This window comes from Siphonobacter aquaeclarae, assembly GCF_900103285.1.
In the GTDB taxonomy this organism is placed as follows: domain Bacteria; phylum Bacteroidota; class Bacteroidia; order Cytophagales; family Spirosomataceae; genus Siphonobacter; species Siphonobacter aquaeclarae.
The window spans coordinates 1-16,368 of the sequence record NZ_FNGS01000015.1 but is presented as its reverse complement, the minus strand read 5'-3'; the positions used below and the strand labels follow the sequence as shown (position 1 = coordinate 16,368).

15 protein-coding genes are annotated in these 16,368 nt (G+C 49.5%); 8 read left to right on the top strand and 7 right to left on the bottom strand.

Features of this window, described 5'->3' with window-relative positions:
• Nucleotides 1-476 (bottom strand): alpha/beta hydrolase family protein (locus BLR09_RS25030; protein WP_394331422.1); only part of this gene is annotated, 476 nt, incomplete at its 3' end.
• A gap of 464 nt (nt 477-940) precedes the next feature.
• On the opposite strand from BLR09_RS25030, the gene BLR09_RS25025 reads away from it, so the two are divergent.
• Genes BLR09_RS25025 through BLR09_RS24990 form a run of 8 tightly spaced genes read left to right on the top strand, consistent with a single transcriptional unit; the run spans nt 941 to nt 8,315 of the window.
• On the top strand, nt 941-1,297 hold the full coding sequence (locus tag BLR09_RS25025) for a DUF2147 domain-containing protein (protein WP_176785670.1): 357 nt from the start codon (nt 941-943) through the stop codon (nt 1,295-1,297).
• A 3-nt stretch (nt 1,298-1,300) separates the two neighbouring features.
• Nucleotides 1,301-2,641 carry a TolC family protein gene (locus tag BLR09_RS25020; protein ID WP_093209264.1) on the top strand — a complete coding sequence of 447 codons (1,341 nt, stop codon included), beginning with the start codon at nt 1,301-1,303 and terminating at the stop codon, nt 2,639-2,641.
• Complete coding sequence (locus tag BLR09_RS25015; RefSeq protein WP_093209262.1) at nt 2,634-3,734, top strand: efflux RND transporter periplasmic adaptor subunit; 1,101 nt, start codon at nt 2,634-2,636, stop codon at nt 3,732-3,734. Before BLR09_RS25020 ends, BLR09_RS25015 begins: the two co-directional genes overlap by 8 nt.
• Nucleotides 3,727-4,977, top strand: coding sequence for an ABC transporter permease (locus BLR09_RS25010; protein WP_245690018.1), 1,251 nt, complete (start codon nt 3,727-3,729; stop codon nt 4,975-4,977). Before BLR09_RS25015 ends, BLR09_RS25010 begins: the two co-directional genes overlap by 8 nt.
• Nucleotides 4,978-4,979: 2 nt before the next feature.
• Complete coding sequence (locus BLR09_RS25005) at nt 4,980-5,657, top strand: ABC transporter ATP-binding protein (protein ID WP_093209259.1); 678 nt, start codon at nt 4,980-4,982, stop codon at nt 5,655-5,657.
• Nucleotides 5,658-5,660: 3 nt separating this feature from the next.
• The gene (locus BLR09_RS25000) at nt 5,661-6,575 is read left to right on the top strand and encodes a DUF6268 family outer membrane beta-barrel protein (protein ID WP_143011222.1); all 915 of its coding nucleotides are present in this window, start codon (nt 5,661-5,663) and stop codon (nt 6,573-6,575) included.
• Between the two features lie 13 nt (nt 6,576-6,588).
• Nucleotides 6,589-7,557: a sensor histidine kinase gene (locus BLR09_RS24995; RefSeq protein WP_093209254.1), complete on the top strand. Its 969-nt coding sequence runs from the start codon at nt 6,589-6,591 to the stop codon at nt 7,555-7,557.
• Nucleotides 7,557-8,315: a LytR/AlgR family response regulator transcription factor gene (locus tag BLR09_RS24990; protein WP_093209251.1), complete on the top strand. Its 759-nt coding sequence runs from the start codon at nt 7,557-7,559 to the stop codon at nt 8,313-8,315. The genes BLR09_RS24995 and BLR09_RS24990 overlap by 1 nt, the downstream gene beginning before the upstream one ends.
• A 631-nt stretch (nt 8,316-8,946) precedes the next feature.
• On the opposite strand, the gene BLR09_RS24985 is transcribed toward BLR09_RS24990, so the two are convergent.
• The 6 genes from BLR09_RS24985 to BLR09_RS24965 form a co-directional block, all read right to left on the bottom strand.
• Nucleotides 8,947-12,951, bottom strand: a complete 4,005-nt coding sequence (locus BLR09_RS24985) for a hybrid sensor histidine kinase/response regulator transcription factor (protein ID WP_143011221.1) — start codon at nt 12,949-12,951, stop codon at nt 8,947-8,949.
• 257 nt (nt 12,952-13,208) lie between these two features.
• Nucleotides 13,209-13,604, bottom strand: coding sequence for a metallophosphoesterase family protein (locus tag BLR09_RS25925; RefSeq protein WP_317039265.1), 396 nt, complete (start codon nt 13,602-13,604; stop codon nt 13,209-13,211).
• A gap of 267 nt (nt 13,605-13,871) precedes the next feature.
• Nucleotides 13,872-14,012: a metallophosphoesterase family protein gene (locus BLR09_RS25920; protein ID WP_317039264.1), complete on the bottom strand. Its 141-nt coding sequence runs from the start codon at nt 14,010-14,012 to the stop codon at nt 13,872-13,874.
• A complete protein-coding gene (arsB, locus tag BLR09_RS24975) occupies nt 14,009-15,067 on the bottom strand; it encodes an ACR3 family arsenite efflux transporter (protein ID WP_093209246.1) in 1,059 nt (352 codons plus the stop codon). The genes BLR09_RS25920 and arsB overlap by 4 nt, the downstream gene beginning before the upstream one ends.
• The gene (locus BLR09_RS24970) at nt 15,060-15,491 is read right to left on the bottom strand and encodes an arsenate reductase ArsC (protein ID WP_093209244.1); all 432 of its coding nucleotides are present in this window, start codon (nt 15,489-15,491) and stop codon (nt 15,060-15,062) included. Before BLR09_RS24970 ends, arsB begins: the two co-directional genes overlap by 8 nt.
• A 13-nt stretch (nt 15,492-15,504) precedes the next feature.
• A partial coding sequence (locus BLR09_RS24965; RefSeq protein WP_143011220.1) for an arsenite methyltransferase occupies nt 15,505-16,368 on the bottom strand: 864 nt, incomplete at its 5' end.

Below are 16,368 nucleotides of genomic sequence, written 5' to 3'. Positions count from 1 at the left end.
ATCGTAAAAAGGAAACGTCCGTCCTGCCCCCATCCCTTTTCTGTAAACGCTTTAAAAGCCAGGTCAATACTGGCTCCGCCACCAAACGAATGCCCCATGAAACCAACCTTTCGGGTGTCAATAATCCGGGGATAATCAGCGGCGGCTTTCAAAAATCCTTCCCAAAGTGTCTGATAGCGGTGATCGATGCTGATGTCGATGGTGCGATATGGCACGAATACCACGACATATCCTTTTCGGGCGATAAAATCGTAAAGTCCACGATTGTATTCCTTTTTATCTCCGCCGTACGGATGCGAAAAAAAGACCGTTGGCCGGGCAGTAGTGATCCCTTTTGGATAGAAAATGCTGACCTGAGTACCGGCAGTAGCAATCCCCCCGACAGGAGAGAATCTAACGTTTGGAAAGAGAACACAAAGTAGCAGGCGGATGGATAGCTTGCAAAGGTCAGTGACGACTACAATCGTTGATTTCAAAATGAAAAAACACAGTCGAAAAAGGTCTCATTGGTCATTCCTGAAATCTGTTAGGCTAGGGACTGGGATACTATTACCTCCCACGCTGATTGGAGTTAAGACCACTAAGAGTTTCTAAATCCTCGGAGTTATTTAATCTCGGCATCTTTTCATTTATGCTTAAGCGGGGAAACAGAAGAGGGGCAGAAGTCCAACAGCAAGCTGATTGTCAATAAGTAACTGATAGCTGGAACTGCCTGTTCGGAAGAAGAGTTTCAGAATATCGGTCTTTTTCCAACCCATGCAAATAGGGCTCTTTTTTCCGGCCTAAGTCGACGCGCCCTTTCCTGCTTCGAAGATTCCGCTCGATCATTTGGCTGCCGGAGTTGTTCAATTGGCCGGTCAATGTGTTCAGTTCACCTGGAAATTCTTATTTGCCGGAAGCAGTGTTGGCCATGTTTGCATCCAACGAAACCAATCGTATCATGCAAGCTTCCATTCTGGTAGCCATTCTCCTGAGCCTACAGATGTTGACCCAATCGGGTAACCCGCTCGTGGGTAGATGGATCAATGAAGACAAAAGCCGGGTAATTGAATTTTTCACAAATGGTGATACCTACGACGCCCTGATCCGTGAAGCCGACGATAAATCGCTGATTGGTCGAAAGCAAATCGCGGGGCTGACTACTAAGGATGGCAAATCGTTCCGGAACGGCACGTTGTTTCTGATCCGGAAAGGCAAGTCCGCCAAATGCTCGGCCCGCCTCACCAATGGTCAGACGCTGGAAATCACGGGTTCTGTGGGCCTTCTCTCGAAGTCACAAACCTGGACCAAATTGTGAGCCATGCGACCGGATAGATCATTTACAGGCAAACTCTTGCTGGCATTGCTGTGGCTGATAGGGCCGAGGATAGCCGCTGGCCAAAAACAGTTCGGTTCCTTTCAGGAGGTACTGCGGTATGCCGATCAGCATGCGCTGCCACTTCAAACATCCCGGCTTCAGGAACAGATCAGCCGTTCGGCAGAGAAGCAATCGAAAGCCTTTCTGCTGCCCAACATCAGCGGCGCCGGCGCGTTCACCGATAATATAACGCTGCAACCGACATTGGTTCCCGCCAGGCTTACGAATCCGGCGGCGCCCGAAAACAGCTATCTCGAGCTCACGTTTGGCAAGCAGTTCATCTATACGTATGGCATTCAGGTCCAATGGGACATTCTGAATTTTCAGAAATGGTTTGCTGCTCAAACAGCGAGGGTTCAAACCGGCTTAGCCGCCGTCCAGACATCTCTGACGCGCTATACAATGTACAATCAGCTGGCGGGTACCTACTACGCATTGTTGTTGAGTCGGGAAATCGAAACCATTTATGTCCGAAATCTGGCAACAACGTCTGAAATCTCCGGGTATACCGCCGAAAAATATGCCAAAGGACTTGTCAGCGAGGAACTGCGGAACCGGTCCTCAATCCAGCAGCTTCAGGCCGAACGCAACCTGGCCGACATTAAGACACAGTATAGGCAGTTGTCTTATGATCTTCAGAATCAGTTGAATACGAATGACAGCATTGCCCTGGCTGAGACGTGGCCGCAGACCGTCGAAACTTCGACGCCCGCATCGTTTGCCAATACGCATCCTGCTGTGCTGGTTCAACAGTCGCTGCTTCAACAAGCTCATTCTCAGTTATCCCAAAGCAAATCACTGCTGTATCCGTCCCTTTCAGCAGGGTATCAATACAATTACAACTGGGCGACTGACCGCTTTCAGCATTTTGCCAACGCCAACCCGCTTCCGCAACAATACCTGAGTTTGCGGCTGAACGTACCGATCTTTTCGGGCTTTGCCAACCGACAGCGAATTAACCAGGGGGAACTGAGTATCAAAGTGCAGGAACTGCAACTCGTGCAGGTCAGCAATCAGGTCGCTCAGGAAGACAAGACGCTGCAACTTCAGTATGATCAAAGCAGGGATCAGCTGCAGAAAGCCAGGCAGATTCTGACCCTGCAGGAACAGAACGACCGACATGTTCAAAATCGATATGAACAGGGTGTTATCAGTCTGGACGAGCGGCTCGACAGGCTGAACGACCTCTTTAAATGCCAGAACGACTACGTACAGTGTCTGAGCAACTACAGCGTTTCCCGGTATAAAATACTCATCCGTCAACTCGATTTTCAGCATGAATAGTATTTGCTCTTTCAATCAGTATGCCAGCCTTGCTACATGCCTTTGGGTACTGGCTTCCTGTCAGCAGCAGGAAAGAACATCGCCCCAGCGAAAAACGGTTGAAGACGCGGTATTTGCCAGCGGCCATTTGGAGCAGGAAAACGAATATGTGGTAGCCGCGAGTGTGGACGGTACATTGCAGCGGCTTTCGATCAAAGAGGGCGATCAGGTACCGGCGGGCGCGGTGCTGGCGCACATCAAGAGTGATGTCACCGCCAACCAGCTTACCGAGGCGGAACTCGTTTATACCGATGCCGCCCGCAACGCATCGGCCCAATCTCCGCAACTCAGCCAATTGAGCATACAGATTGATCAGGCCACTGCGCAGCTTGAACAGGACCTCTTGAACTGGCAGCGGTATAAGGCCTTGAGAGCCAGTAATTCCGTCTCGCAGTTGGAAGCAGAAAAGGCGGAATTGCAGTACAAAGCGTCGGTAAGTGCCCTGGACGTACTGAAGAAAAACCATCAGGAACTGGAGCGTTCGTTGAAGCTTCAAGCGGCTACCAGCCGGACGAAGGTGAAATCACAGCAGTCATTACTTGCTGATTATCAGGTCAGAGTCGCCCGCGCGGGGGTTGTGCTGACCGTTTATAAAAAGGAAGGGGAGCTGGTCCGAAAGGGTGATGTCATTGCCCGGATTGGCAGCGGAGCCAGCGTGATAAAACTGTTCGTCGCAGAAGAAGACATCGGTAAAATCAGACTCGGGCAGGCGGCTGTGGTGCAGCTTAATACCTATCCGGATACGGTCTTCAAGGCCCGCCTTTCGAAAATATATCCGGCCTTTGAGGAAACCCAGCAGTCGTACGTGGTAGAAGCGCGGTTACTTCAGTCCCCCGTCGTGTTGTTTTCAGGTACTCAGGTACAGGCGAATGTGGTCACAGGCGTTCGGAACAACATACTTGTCATTCCGGCTTCTTATCTGAGCAAAGGGAAACTCGTTACCCTTGAATCGGGCGGGCAGAGGGTTATCGTCTCCGGTTACAAAAGCAAAGAGTGGGTAGAGGTCCGGTCCGGCATTTCCGAAAAAGACGTTATTCTTCGCACCAATGAGTAAGGCCATGAGCGTCAACAATAAAATCGCCTGGGTTCACCTGACCTCGAAAATACGCCAGTTGATCGTCGCCGTACTGAGCGTCACCTTTGGTATCTCCATGTATATATTCATGAATAGCTTCACCGGAGGAGTCAACGATGCGCAGGCAGAGCTTGTTTTCAATACGATGGCCCATATCAGGGTGTACAACGACCTTCCCAAAGAAGCACAACGGTTGCTGCCGGTTCCGGAAGGTAGGGACACAGTTCAGTTCGTCAGCAACCCCAAGCGAATCCGGTATACGGAAGGGATCAAAAATGCCGGGCCGATCCGGGAGCTGCTGGAATCAATTCCGGATGTAGTGGCGGTAACAGAACAACTCAATGAGAACGTATTCTTTCACAATGGCGTCAGCAAAGTAAGCGGCAGCCTGTCGGGAATTGACGTTGAATCCGAAAATCAGATGTTCAATACCGCTCAGTATATGACAGAGGGAGATTTATATGAACTGGAACGGCGGAACGACGGGGTGGTTCTCGGGACCGGCCTGGCCGATAAAATCAGTGCCCAGATGGGCGACGTTATCTCGCTCAGTACCGCCGATGGCATTCTCAAAGCCTACAAAGTGGTTGGTCTCATAGAAACCGGGGCTTCCAGTGTCGACAAGTCCAGGGCCATTATCTCGATTCAGGCAGCGCGTCAGCTGCTGTCGAAAAACCGGAGCTACGCCACCGACGTACTCGCTAACCTTCGGAACTACAACGATGCCCGTAGTCAGGCCCAACGTATTGCTGTGTCAATTCCCTACAAAACGGAGGCCTGGCAGGAAGGCAACTCACAGCTGGAATCGGCCAATACGCTACGTGATATTCTCGCGGTAACCGTTTCCCTGACGATTCTGATCGTAGCGGGATTCGGCATCTATAACATCATGAACATGACGGTGAATGAAAAAATGCGGGAGATAGCTATTCTGAAAGCGATGGGATTCGACGGGAAAGATATTGTTCAAATCTTTCTGGTTCAGTCGGTTGTCATCGGATTTATGGGAGGGGTGGTGGGACTGTTTCTGGGCTTTCTGATCTCGGTCGGGGTTGATCATATTCCCTTCAAAATCGCGTCGCTTAATACATTGCCTATTGCGTATAACCCCATTGATTATGTTATGGCTCTTGCGTTTGGCCTTCTGACGACATTCGTGGCGGGCTATCTGCCCGCGCGGAAAGCATCACAAATTGATCCAGTAGAAATCTTGAGAGGCTAATCATGCGACCTGCTCTTTCTGTCAACAACATCGTCAAATACTTTCATGAACCTGAAACCATTCAGGTGTTGAAAGAGATCTCGTTTGCCGTTCAACCAGGTGAGTTTCTGGCTCTGGTCGGAAAATCAGGATCAGGGAAGTCGACGCTTCTTTATCTGCTTTCGACGATGGATACGGATTATGAAGGTACGATTGACATCAACGGAACCCGGCTCACGGGGCTTAAACAAAACGAACTGGCCCGGTTTCGGAACGAACACATCGGCTTCGTATTTCAGTTTCATTACCTGCTCCCGGAGTTTTCTGTGCTGGATAACGTAATGCTGCCGGCGCTGAAATTGGGTAAGCTGTCTCCCGAACAGATTCGGACCAAAGCGCTGGAACTCTTGTACAAGCTGGATATCAAAGGCCACGAAAACAAAAAGGCGTCGCGTATTTCCGGTGGGCAGCAGCAGCGGGTGGCCATCGCCCGCGCCCTGATCAACGATCCGGCGATTATCATGGGCGACGAACCGACGGGTAATCTCGATTCCAAAAACACGAAAGTAGTCTTCGATATTTTTCGACAGTTGGCCAGAGAAAGTGGTCAGACCATTGTCGCCGTAACACATGACGATGAGTTTGCGGCCAACTGCGACCGGGTTATCGAAATGGTGGACGGGAAAATTCTTGCCGGTTAAACTATGCTGCTATTGATCCATACCCAACGTCCCCGAATATGCTGGTTCCTGGCAACTTGCCTGAGTACATTCGTGGCACAGGCCCAGCGATCCAATCCGGAAGTTGCGGGGCTGGAGTTTCGGCATAGCCGTATTACGAGTGATTTGTCAAAAGGCCACGTGAATAGTGTTGCTGCCTTCCTCAATTTTCCGATCCTTAAAACAGAAAAACGAATGGTTGGCGGGCGTCTTCAGTTCGGGAAAAGTACCATGGCCCTGTACGAGAAAGGAACTTTTTCCGTCACCCGGCTTGACCTCAATCTGTTCTGGCAACGCAACTACAGCGAAACCACCAGGCTTCAGTTCTTTGCACAGAGCGGGTTGTACTCTGATTTTGCTGACATCAGTGGAGAGGATATTCGTTATTCCTTTGGCGGGAGTTATACGATCCGGCACGGTCCCCGGTTGACTAGCGGCTCCGGCGTCCAGTATGCCCGCCAATTCTGGGGCCATCAGATAAACCCGTTTATTGCCCTTCACTACGACATCAATGACCGACTCAAATTATCAGGTCTATTACCGATTCGTCCGCGCCTGGAGTATCGCCTGAATACATCGATCAGTTGGGTAAACGAAATTTCCGGTAACGTAAGCAGCTATCGGCTTTCACATCGGGGTCACGACAGCCGGTACGTCAGGGCTACGCAATGGTACGGGTTAAGCTCGCTGGTCCTGATGTTGAAAAAACGGCATAAGTTCTCGGCCGGATTGGGGTACGACTTCCGAAATCAGGTTCAGGTGTATGAAAACGACAACCATACCTACTGGTCTGTCGTTACCTTTCCTGTCGGAAAGCGTGCCCAGCCGGTCGCCGATCTCAACGCGCGAGGAGTACGACTGCAGGTCAGCTATCATCTGGTGGTAAACAAAAACGAGTGAGCCCATTTTGCCGATGAAACTCAATATAAACCGGCTACTACCGTTTGCTTTGGCAGCGATTCTTCCGGGGCTTAATTTTTTTTCCAATACAGGCGCGCTGGCCGACGGCAGACTGGATTTTTACGGCCGATGGCTCTCGGCCTCGCTCGTATTGTATGTGTTGTGGTACCTGCTGCAGTACGCCACCAACCGAAGCAGCAGGTATCAATGGGGATTCACAGCGGCGATTATTCTGGCGTATATGGTCCTGGTGTATAGCTTCTTTTCCATTTTTGTGTTCATTCACCACGAAAACATCCGCTGGAATCTGCTGGTCAAGTTCTTTTTTGCCAGTCTCCTTTTTCTCATTATTCAGTACGCGCTGAGGGCCAGTTCCAGTATCGCCCGACTGGAACTGGAAAAAGAACAGATCCAAAGTGAAAACTATCGGGTATTGCTTCAGCAATTGAGAAGTAAAGTCGACCCGCATTTTCTATTCAATTCACTGAACACGTTGCGGATAATGGCTCGGAAGCAGCATCCGTCGACGGAGCAGTTTATTATCAGCCTGTCAGAATTCTACCGGCAAACGCTCAAATACAACGAAGCATCGACGGTCCCGTTGCGAGAAGAATTAAGCGTTCTTAAATCGTATTTGTTTCTGATTCAGACCCGCAACGAAGGCAATTTGGACATATCCTTTCAGATTGACGAACGATTACTGGATTTCCTCATTCCGACACTTTCTTTACAGATCGTTGTTGAAAACTGTTTCAAACACAATGCGATGACTTCCGCCAATCCGCTGAGTATCAGTGTGTCGGCGACTGACGATTTCTATGTTGTGATCCAAAACCGGAAAATACCAAAGCTATCTCAGTCACCTAAGTCGGGCTACGGGCTGGATAATATCAGGCAACGCTATACCCTGTTGAATGTACAGCAGGGTATGCTGATTAGTGAATCAGACACTCATTTTGAGGTAAAACTGAAGCTGATCTGATGAACGTATTAATTGTCGAAGACGAGAAGCATACGGCCGCACTCCTGAAGGAAATCATCGAGCTCGATGCTGACTTTCTGGTCGCAGCTACGCTTGAGTCCATCGCAGAGGCCGTTGCTTTTCTGACCAAGCACCAGAACAAAATCGACCTGATCTTTCTGGATATTCAGCTCGCCGATGGGCACAGTTTTGCGATTTTTCAGTACATAGACGTGTCGATTCCAATCATTTTCTGTACAGCTTTTGACAATTACTCCCTGTCAGCTATTCAGAACAATGGCATCAATTATATTCTGAAGCCGTTCCGGGAGGAAGAGATACATGCTGCGCTGGCGCGGTATAAAAATCTTGTTGCAGGCTTCAGCCAGAAGGCCATCAACCCCGCTTTGCCCGCAACTGCCCGCGAGAAGAATTATCAGGAGAGTTTCCTGACCCAGCATCGGGAAAAGTCCATGATTATCTATACCAAAGACATTGCCGCCATTACGATTGAGCATGAACTCGTTCAATTATATACGTTTGGCGGAGAGCGGCATCCGCTGCTGAAAAACCTGGAATACATAGAGTCCGTCTGCAATCCCCGTCAGTTTTACCGGATCAATCGTCAAATGCTCATTAACCGCAACGCGATCCGGTCGATTGAGCCATATTTTAACCGGAAAGTTGTAGTCAGGCTGGTTATTCCACTGGCAGAGAAAGCCATCGTAAGCCGTCTGAAAGTAGCTGCATTTAAAGAATGGCTCGAGAAGGGAAGCTAATTGTAGAGGAATATAAGGTTCCGCTCCCAATGGAAATTGTCGTGGAGGCCTTCAAGGTTTTGTGCCTCTTAGAATTAAAAGACACGAGCATATTGTTTCATAATTCCACTTATGTTTAATAAATATCAAAAAAAATGTGAGTCTTCCGAAGTCCTGTTCTGCGGTGGATGAAATAATTGGATGCATTCACGGAATGATGTATAATACCCCCTCCGGGAAATTATTGAACGGGAACAGCCCTGCAGAAGTTCTCGCCGAGCTGTTTCGGCAGGCTCGAAATGATGCCCATCTTTCACGAACAGACTATCTACAGACGCTTACACAAGTCAACGGGTTTTGTGGAACTGACTATCATACCAATGACGACGATGAGTCTACTTTAGGGCTGCTGATTACTGTTGGCTATCTCGAACCAATCTGATTACTTAATTTTCTCCTCAGACTTACTGGCATTTTTTTCCCTATCATTTGCTCCTTTCGTTGAGCAGCATTCACTTCGCATTCGAGGACGAGCCGGTGATCCTGGTGCGACAGCTTGATTGGGTTCTTTAGGGAAGGTTAAGATTCTGGCAATCAGCTGCTTTAAAGTTGCATAAAGTCCGTTTATAGAAAGAACGTACAACGTTGCCCTCTATTCATTTTTTCTGAGAATATCGCTCGGTAGCTTACCATGCACTTTTTTGAATTCCCGGCTGAAATATTTGGTATCGTCGAAGCCTACCAGTGTGGCGACTTCACTAACCTGATAACGCCCTGATTTCAGGAGTTCAAGCGCTTTGCCCAGGCGTACCGTTTTGATAAAATCATTGACCGTGATACCTGTAAGCGCCCGTAACTTTCGATACAGCGCGGAAACGCTCATACCTACGCCGAAAGCGAGTTTGTCGACCCCGAAATCCTGATCTGCCAAGTTGTTTTTAATGAGGGTTTTGAGCTCGGTCAGAAACAGATCTTCTCGCTCGTACTCTGCCTGCGCAGTAACCTCTCCGGATGCATGAAGCGCATACCGGCTACGGAGATTCTCCCGAATCTGAATATGGTTGCCGATTTTCAGGCTGAGTACCTCCAGTTGAAATGGCTTGGTAATGTAGTCGTCCGCCCCGGTTTCAAGTCCCTTGACGATACTCGGAACGGAAGTTTTTGCCGTCAGAAGGAGGACGGGAATATGTGAAGTTGTCAGATCGGACTTTAAGCGCCGGCATACTTCCAGCCCGTCCATTCCCGGCATCATGACGTCAGAAACAACGAGATCCGGAATAAATTCCCGTGCTGTTTCCAGTCCTTCTTCACCCGTTCCGGCTTCGAGGATATTGTATTTGTCCCTAAGCGCTTCACGACAAAAAAAGCGAAGCTCTGCGTTGTCTTCAATGAGCAGGATGGTGTATTTGTTCGGGCCCTCCGTAGCCGTTGTATCTTCTATCGTTGTGTCCGAAGGAATAACCGGCTCCGCCTCATTGACGAGCACCGGGCTTTCGTTGACAAACGAAGGATCAAGGTGCGCTTTGCCCCTTGGAAGCTGCAACGTAAAGCAGCTCCCGTGATGCGGACTTCGAGGATCGGTATTGCTCGTTACAGACAGGTCACCGCCATGCTGAAGGACAATCTCACGGGCAAGTGCTAGGCCTATTCCATATCCGGTATTGTGTTGCTGTGCATCGTAAGCCTGAAAGAAGTTCCGGAAGAGATTTTCCAGGTGTTCGGAGGCAATCCCCCTGCCGGTATCGACGAAATCAATAAAGACGATTGTGTCTGTTTCCCGAACCGAAATGGAAACATGACCTCCTTCGGGCGTGAATTTGATGGCGTTCCCGATCAGGTTGAAAAAAACCTTCTGCATCTGAAGCGCATCAAACCAGCACATCACGACATCCTCCGGTGACCGGAATGAGATGGTAACGTGTTTCTGTTCCGCAACAAGCTCAAACGCCGAAAGTGTTGTCTTCAGAGAATGAACAAGGTTATGTTCGCTGACGTGGAGCAATACGTTTCCACTTTCCATCTTCCGGAAGTCCAGCAGCTCATTGACCAGGGTCATCAGCCGCTGGGAATTACTCTTTGCGAAGGTCAGGTACGTTTTGATTCCCTGATCCTTTTCGGAAAGATCAAATGCTTTTTCAATCGGCGCCGAAATCAGGGAAAGGTGGGTCCGGATTTCGTGGGAGACATTGGTGAAAAAGTCGAGTTTGGTCTGATACAGACGGGCTTCTTTCTCCAGCGAACTCCTGACCCAGAAGTACCGGATGATAAAATACAGACTCAGCGCGAATAACAGGGCATAGAGAAAATAGGCAATGCTGGTCTTCCACCAGGGAGGCAGAACGGTGACAGGAATTTTTGTCGTTGCCGGGTTCCAATACCCGTCTCCGTTTGCGGCCCGGATGAGCAGTGTATAGTCTCCGGCCGGCAAGTTGGAGTAAGTAGCTGAAGGCACCCGGGTATAACGCCACCCAGTATCAAAACCATCGAGCTTGTAGGCATACCGGTTTTCATGCGACCGGGCATAGCTCAGAAGCGCAAAATCGATTGTAAAGTCATTTTGAAAATGGCGAAATACTGCCTTTTGCGCCTCCTGAACGGGATGATCCAGAATCGCGGTACTGTCGTTGGCCCGAATCTCTTTGTTAAGCAGTCGAACAGTCGATCCGATAAGGGGCGAAGGTGTTTCTGTCAGGTGAATACGTTCGGGATCGACGCGGACAATACCTTCGCTTGTGATAAAATAAAGGAGTCCGCCGGCGCTTTTAACCGAGCCCCGGGGGCGGAGTAATCCGTCGACGGGTAACCCGTCCCGGACGGAGTAGGCCTGTACCTGTTTCGTATCCGGCAGAAAACGTATCAGCCTGGTATCGCTGCAGATCCATAGGTAGCCCCGGGCGTCTGCCTGAACATCAATTGGCGCTTCGAGCGGTGACGTTTTAATTGACGTGTACGAGTGAAGCTGCAGGTTTTTCCGGTCAAACTCAAGCAGTGTTTCCTCGGTTGCAATCCAGATACGGCCGGTGCGATCTTCCGCAAAACGCCAGATTGACCCCAGCGTCACGTACGGGTTTTTATTCCGAACGGTGTACTTGTCAAACCGGGTTCCGCCCGACCGGAGAAAGTAAATCGTACTATTTCCTGTGAAATAGAGATTACCCGCTGAATCAATGAACGAATAGGTGACTTTCTTCACGGATTCTACCCGGTGAAAAGACTGTGTCCTGGTATTAAAACGAAGCAAGCCGAAGGATCCGCCCAACCACAGACGCCCCTTCGGATCTTTGGTAATGAACTGGACTTTGCCGGTGAGCGGTCGTCCGTCTTTCAGGGGAAACGGGTAATCATCCCGTAACCCGGTCTGCAGATCCACACGACTGAGCAGCGAGTTGATTCCACACCAGACCGTCGTTTCATTCTCGACAAAAAATGCATCATACCGGATAGAGGCCGGAAGAGGAAGGGACTGGTAAGAAAAGCGGCCGGTCCGTTCGTCATGGAAAGCGATCTTCGATTCGGAATAGGGTATTGCCCAGACTTTCGGACCTGTAGTCCCGATCCAGCCATTGCTGTATTCTTTCTCCTGGTTATATTCCGTCGCAACGCGCCAGGGCTTGATATTCTGATAGTCTTGATTCAGATAGCTGATTCCCAGGTTATAGGCACCAATCCACAAGCCATTGTCCCGGTCACAATAAGCATTCAGCAGCGCGTCATCTGGCAATGTATGAAGATTCGTCTTTTGATTCCGGTAGCGGATTGCTTCTCCGGATCCCGGATTAAAATACACGAGACCGGAAAACGTGGCGATCCAGAGTCCTCCATACTTGTCAGCCGTAATCTTGTAGATTTCGGAAAGTTCATTTGTGTTGGCATTTACCGCACGGATGTCGGTAAACGTTTGGGTATTCCGGTCGAAACGAAGAAGGCCTTTCTTCTCGGCACCCACCCAGATAGCGTCGTCTTTTCCGATATAGAGGCAAAGAAAATCATTTTGAAACAGTGCGCTTTCATCCGTTGTCACCTTAAATAACGAGAGCCTTTCACCTGTCTTGCTGATTCGCAATAACCCTTCGGAGGTAGGCGCCCAGAGAAAGCCCTGTCTGTCTTCTGCCAATTCCCGGATATTGTATTCTGCCCGGTTGTTACGAGTAAGAATGTTTTTGGAAAATACGACCTGGTGATTCTGGAAGACTACCTGAAATATACCGTTGTTGGTTGCCAGCCACAGGTTTCGGGCTTTATCTTCAAACAGGCAATTGATTTGTTGCCCCAGCGGGTTATTTTCAGGATAAGCCTTCCGGAAAAAATTATGAAACTTGTCTGTTTTACTGTCGAAGACACTGAGGCCTTGCTGCGTTAGTATCCAAAGCCTGTTATCTGAGTCGCAGAAGACATTCCGGATATAGTTGGAAGAGACAGACAGCGAATCAATCGGATCATGGAGGTAGCACCTGAATTTGTGGGAGTCATACCGGTAGAGCCCAAGCGAAGTGGCAAACCACATAAATCCCGTTTTATCCTGGACGATACCCATCACGGATGCCGTCGGTGCGCCTTCGCTTTCTGTAAAACGACGGAATGTTTGAGAATAAAGGTACTCGGTTGAAAGGAACAGGGTCAGAAGGACTAGAAACAGGCGGATAGCAGAGGTTCTCACCAGGGTACGTCAATTAAATTGGCGCTCGAAAATAAATTGAAATTTTCCAATATACGTTATAAGTAAGTTGATTTGGCATGGAGTTGTCAGACATACCTGATAAAAAGTCAATTCCTATGCTTTTAATGTTGCATAAATTTAACATAATTAAATTTAATTATGTTAAATTTAATTTTTGTTCAACCCTCTATTTGCACTATATTTTCTGTGACAGTGACCACTGAATTAAAAGCTTGGAAGCGTACGTAATCCAATGATCACTGTGCTGTTCTTAGCGAGTCTGCATAGACATTCGGCAAATCACTTTGCTCGACAGCAACGGTAGCGGCTTCCACATCATATGCCACACGGATATGCTCCACGTTGATGCCTTGCTTTGCTCCCGGCCGGGCAGTTTCGTCAATGGCCAGAATGGTATAGCAGGCGCGGGGATCGCCATCCTTTGGCTTTCCAACCGATCCGATATTAACAGCGTGACGCCAATAGCGTTCTTCTCCCGGGGCTTCTGAGCTAACAACTTTGTAAAAGGGCTTGTGGGTATGCCCGAAACAAAGGATGTCGGCGTGTGCTCCTTCCAGTGCCCGGCTCAGGCTTCTGTGTCCGCGATCCTCAAACAAATATTCATTGACACGCCTCGGACTGCCGTGAACCAGCAGGAGGGAGACTGGCGTTTGCTGCTGCCAAAGATGATCCGGATCGTATGCCCAATTCTAAGTTGACGAGGATGTGTGTTGGCAGCGTCCGTAAATACGTTCGTTCCTTATCACCAACAGCGGCATTCGTATAGGTAATGGAGATTTTGCCGTTGGCTTTCTCCTGTTCGTCGCGGTAAGCACACCCGCAGTCATCTGAATTCCGGCCAATGCCGTAGTCATAGTTGCCGGCAATGGTTGGAATTCCCCGTTTGCGAATGGTCGCCACTACTTCGTTCTGCCATATGTTGTAGCCAACCAAATCCCCAGGCAATACACTGCGTCCACGTCGCGGCTATCGATGTCAGCCAGCACCGCTTCCAGCGCCGGCAGGTTGGCATGAATATCGGCAAAGAGCGCAATTTTCATCGGTTATCGGGAATGGGTCTTTTTATACGTTTGGGGAATTTGCTTTGCTGCCGGAGGGCAAAATTGACCAATAAGATAAGCACCGGAACCTCAATCAACGGGCCAATGACGGCGGCAAAGGCCGCCCCTGAATTGATCCCGAATACGGCTATGGCTACGGCGATCCCCAACTCGAAATTGTTGCCTGCTGCTGTGAAAGCGAGAGAAGTAGATTTGCTGTAATCAGCCCCCGCCTGTTTGGATAGATAGAAAGCCGAGAAAAACATGATGGCAAAATAGATTGTGAGGGGAATGGCGATACGAAGAACATCCAGCGGAATAGAGACAATAAGTTGCCCTTTCAGACTGAACATGACCACAATGGTAAACAGCAGCGCAATCAGGGTGATCGGGCTGATTGCAGGAAGGTATTTTTCCTCATACCATTTCAGACCGAACAGCCGTGTCAGCATTATCCGTGACAGTAAGCCTGCCAGAAAGGGTACGCCTAAATAAATGAATACGCTGTCGGCTACCTGACCAATGGTGATGTTGACCTCGTAACCCCTTAAACCATAGTGAGGCGGTAAAACGGTGATAAACAACCAGGCGTAGACGGAATAAAAAAGTACCTGGAAGATACTGTTGAAGGCCACCAGCCCTGCTGCATACAACCGATCCCCTCCAGCGAGATCGTTCCATACGATCACCATGGCAATGCAGCGGGCAATGCCGATCAGGATCAGGCCAGTCATGTATTCCGGTTTATCCGGCAGAAAAATCACCGCCAGCCCGAACATCAGCGTAGGGCCAATAATCCAGTTTTGCACCAAAGACAACGTCAGTATTTTGGTATTGGCAAAAACTTTGGGCAGCTCGGCGTATTTCACTTTGGCCAGTGGCGGATACATCATCAGAATAAGTCCAATGGCCAGGGGGATATTGGTCGTGCCGGAACTGAACCGATTGATGAGCGACTGAGACTGTGGAAAGAGGTAGCCGATGCCTACGCCGATCAGCATGGCCAGAAATATCCACAGCGTCAGGAATCGATCCAGAAAGGAGAGCTTACGCATGGAGCGAGCCGATGGCGTTTAGGTGATCTGCAATGAATTGGCGACTGTAGTCTCTGATCTCATCCCGCACTTGACGGAAGGACTCCAGCGCAGACATACCTGGCTGGTGTCCGGGATCGGTAAAGCTTTTGTGAATGCGTCGGGCTTGAGAAGGAAAGATAGGGCATTGTTCACGGGCATTGTCACATACAGTGATCACATAGTCAAACAACTGACCTAGGTACTGGTCCACATGGTCAGAGGTGTGATGGCTGATGTCTATTCCGTCTTCTGCCATGACTTGTACAGCCAATGGATTGACACCCTTCGGATCAACACCAGCGCTGAATACTTCGGCCCGGTCGCCAGCGAAATGTTGCAAATACCCTTCAGCTAATTGGGAGCGGGCAGAGTTACCTGTGCAAAGCACCAGAATTCGTTTCATTAGTTTGTCTTGTTTAATTGCAGCAATCCGGTCCGCAACAGCTGGCGGCCGCTTCAGGGTTTTCGGTTGGTATTGGTTTTTGGGCAAATACGGTAATGCTGAAGATGCCTTTGTCTTCCTGCCGGTAGGCGGCGATTTCGCCTTCTGACAAATAGCTTTGCAGCACGGAATCCGGCAAGGCGATCTCGCGTTCTTTTTGAATCCGGATATGGGTAAAGCCTGAATTTTCTACGAGTTGGAGATAGGCTTCCTTTTGAATCGCTCCGGCCACACAACCCACATACATTTCGGCATCCTGTCGTAAGGCTTCCGGTAAATCACCTTTCAGCACGATGTCGGAAATGCTGAAATGACCGCCAGGTTTCAGTATTCGAAACGTTTCTGCAAAAGCTTTCTGCTTATCGGGTACCAGATTCATGACACAATTACTTACCACTACGTCTGCGAGGTTTTCCGGCAGCGGCATGTCTTCGATATCACCATAAACAAACTCGACATTGGTGAACCCAAGCGCTTTCGTGTTCTTTCTGGCCCTGTCAATCATAGCCGGTGTCATGTCCAGGCCAATTACCCGACCGGTTTCTCCGGTCTCCGCCCGCGCGACGAAGCAGTCATTGCCTGCTCCAGACCCAAGGTCAACGACCGTATCGCCCGCCTTGATTTGGGCGAACTGCGTGGGCAGGCCGCACCCAAGGCCCAGATCCGCGCCTGAAACATATCCGTTGAGTTGTTGGTAGTCCTGCGCCATGACAATCGGGACATTGGCATTTATTTCGGGCCCGCAGCAGGAGGTAGGTCCACAGCAGCCACTTGCATCTGACTGTTCGGCAATAGTACCGTATTTCTGCCGCACCACTTCTTTAATCTGATCCGCGTT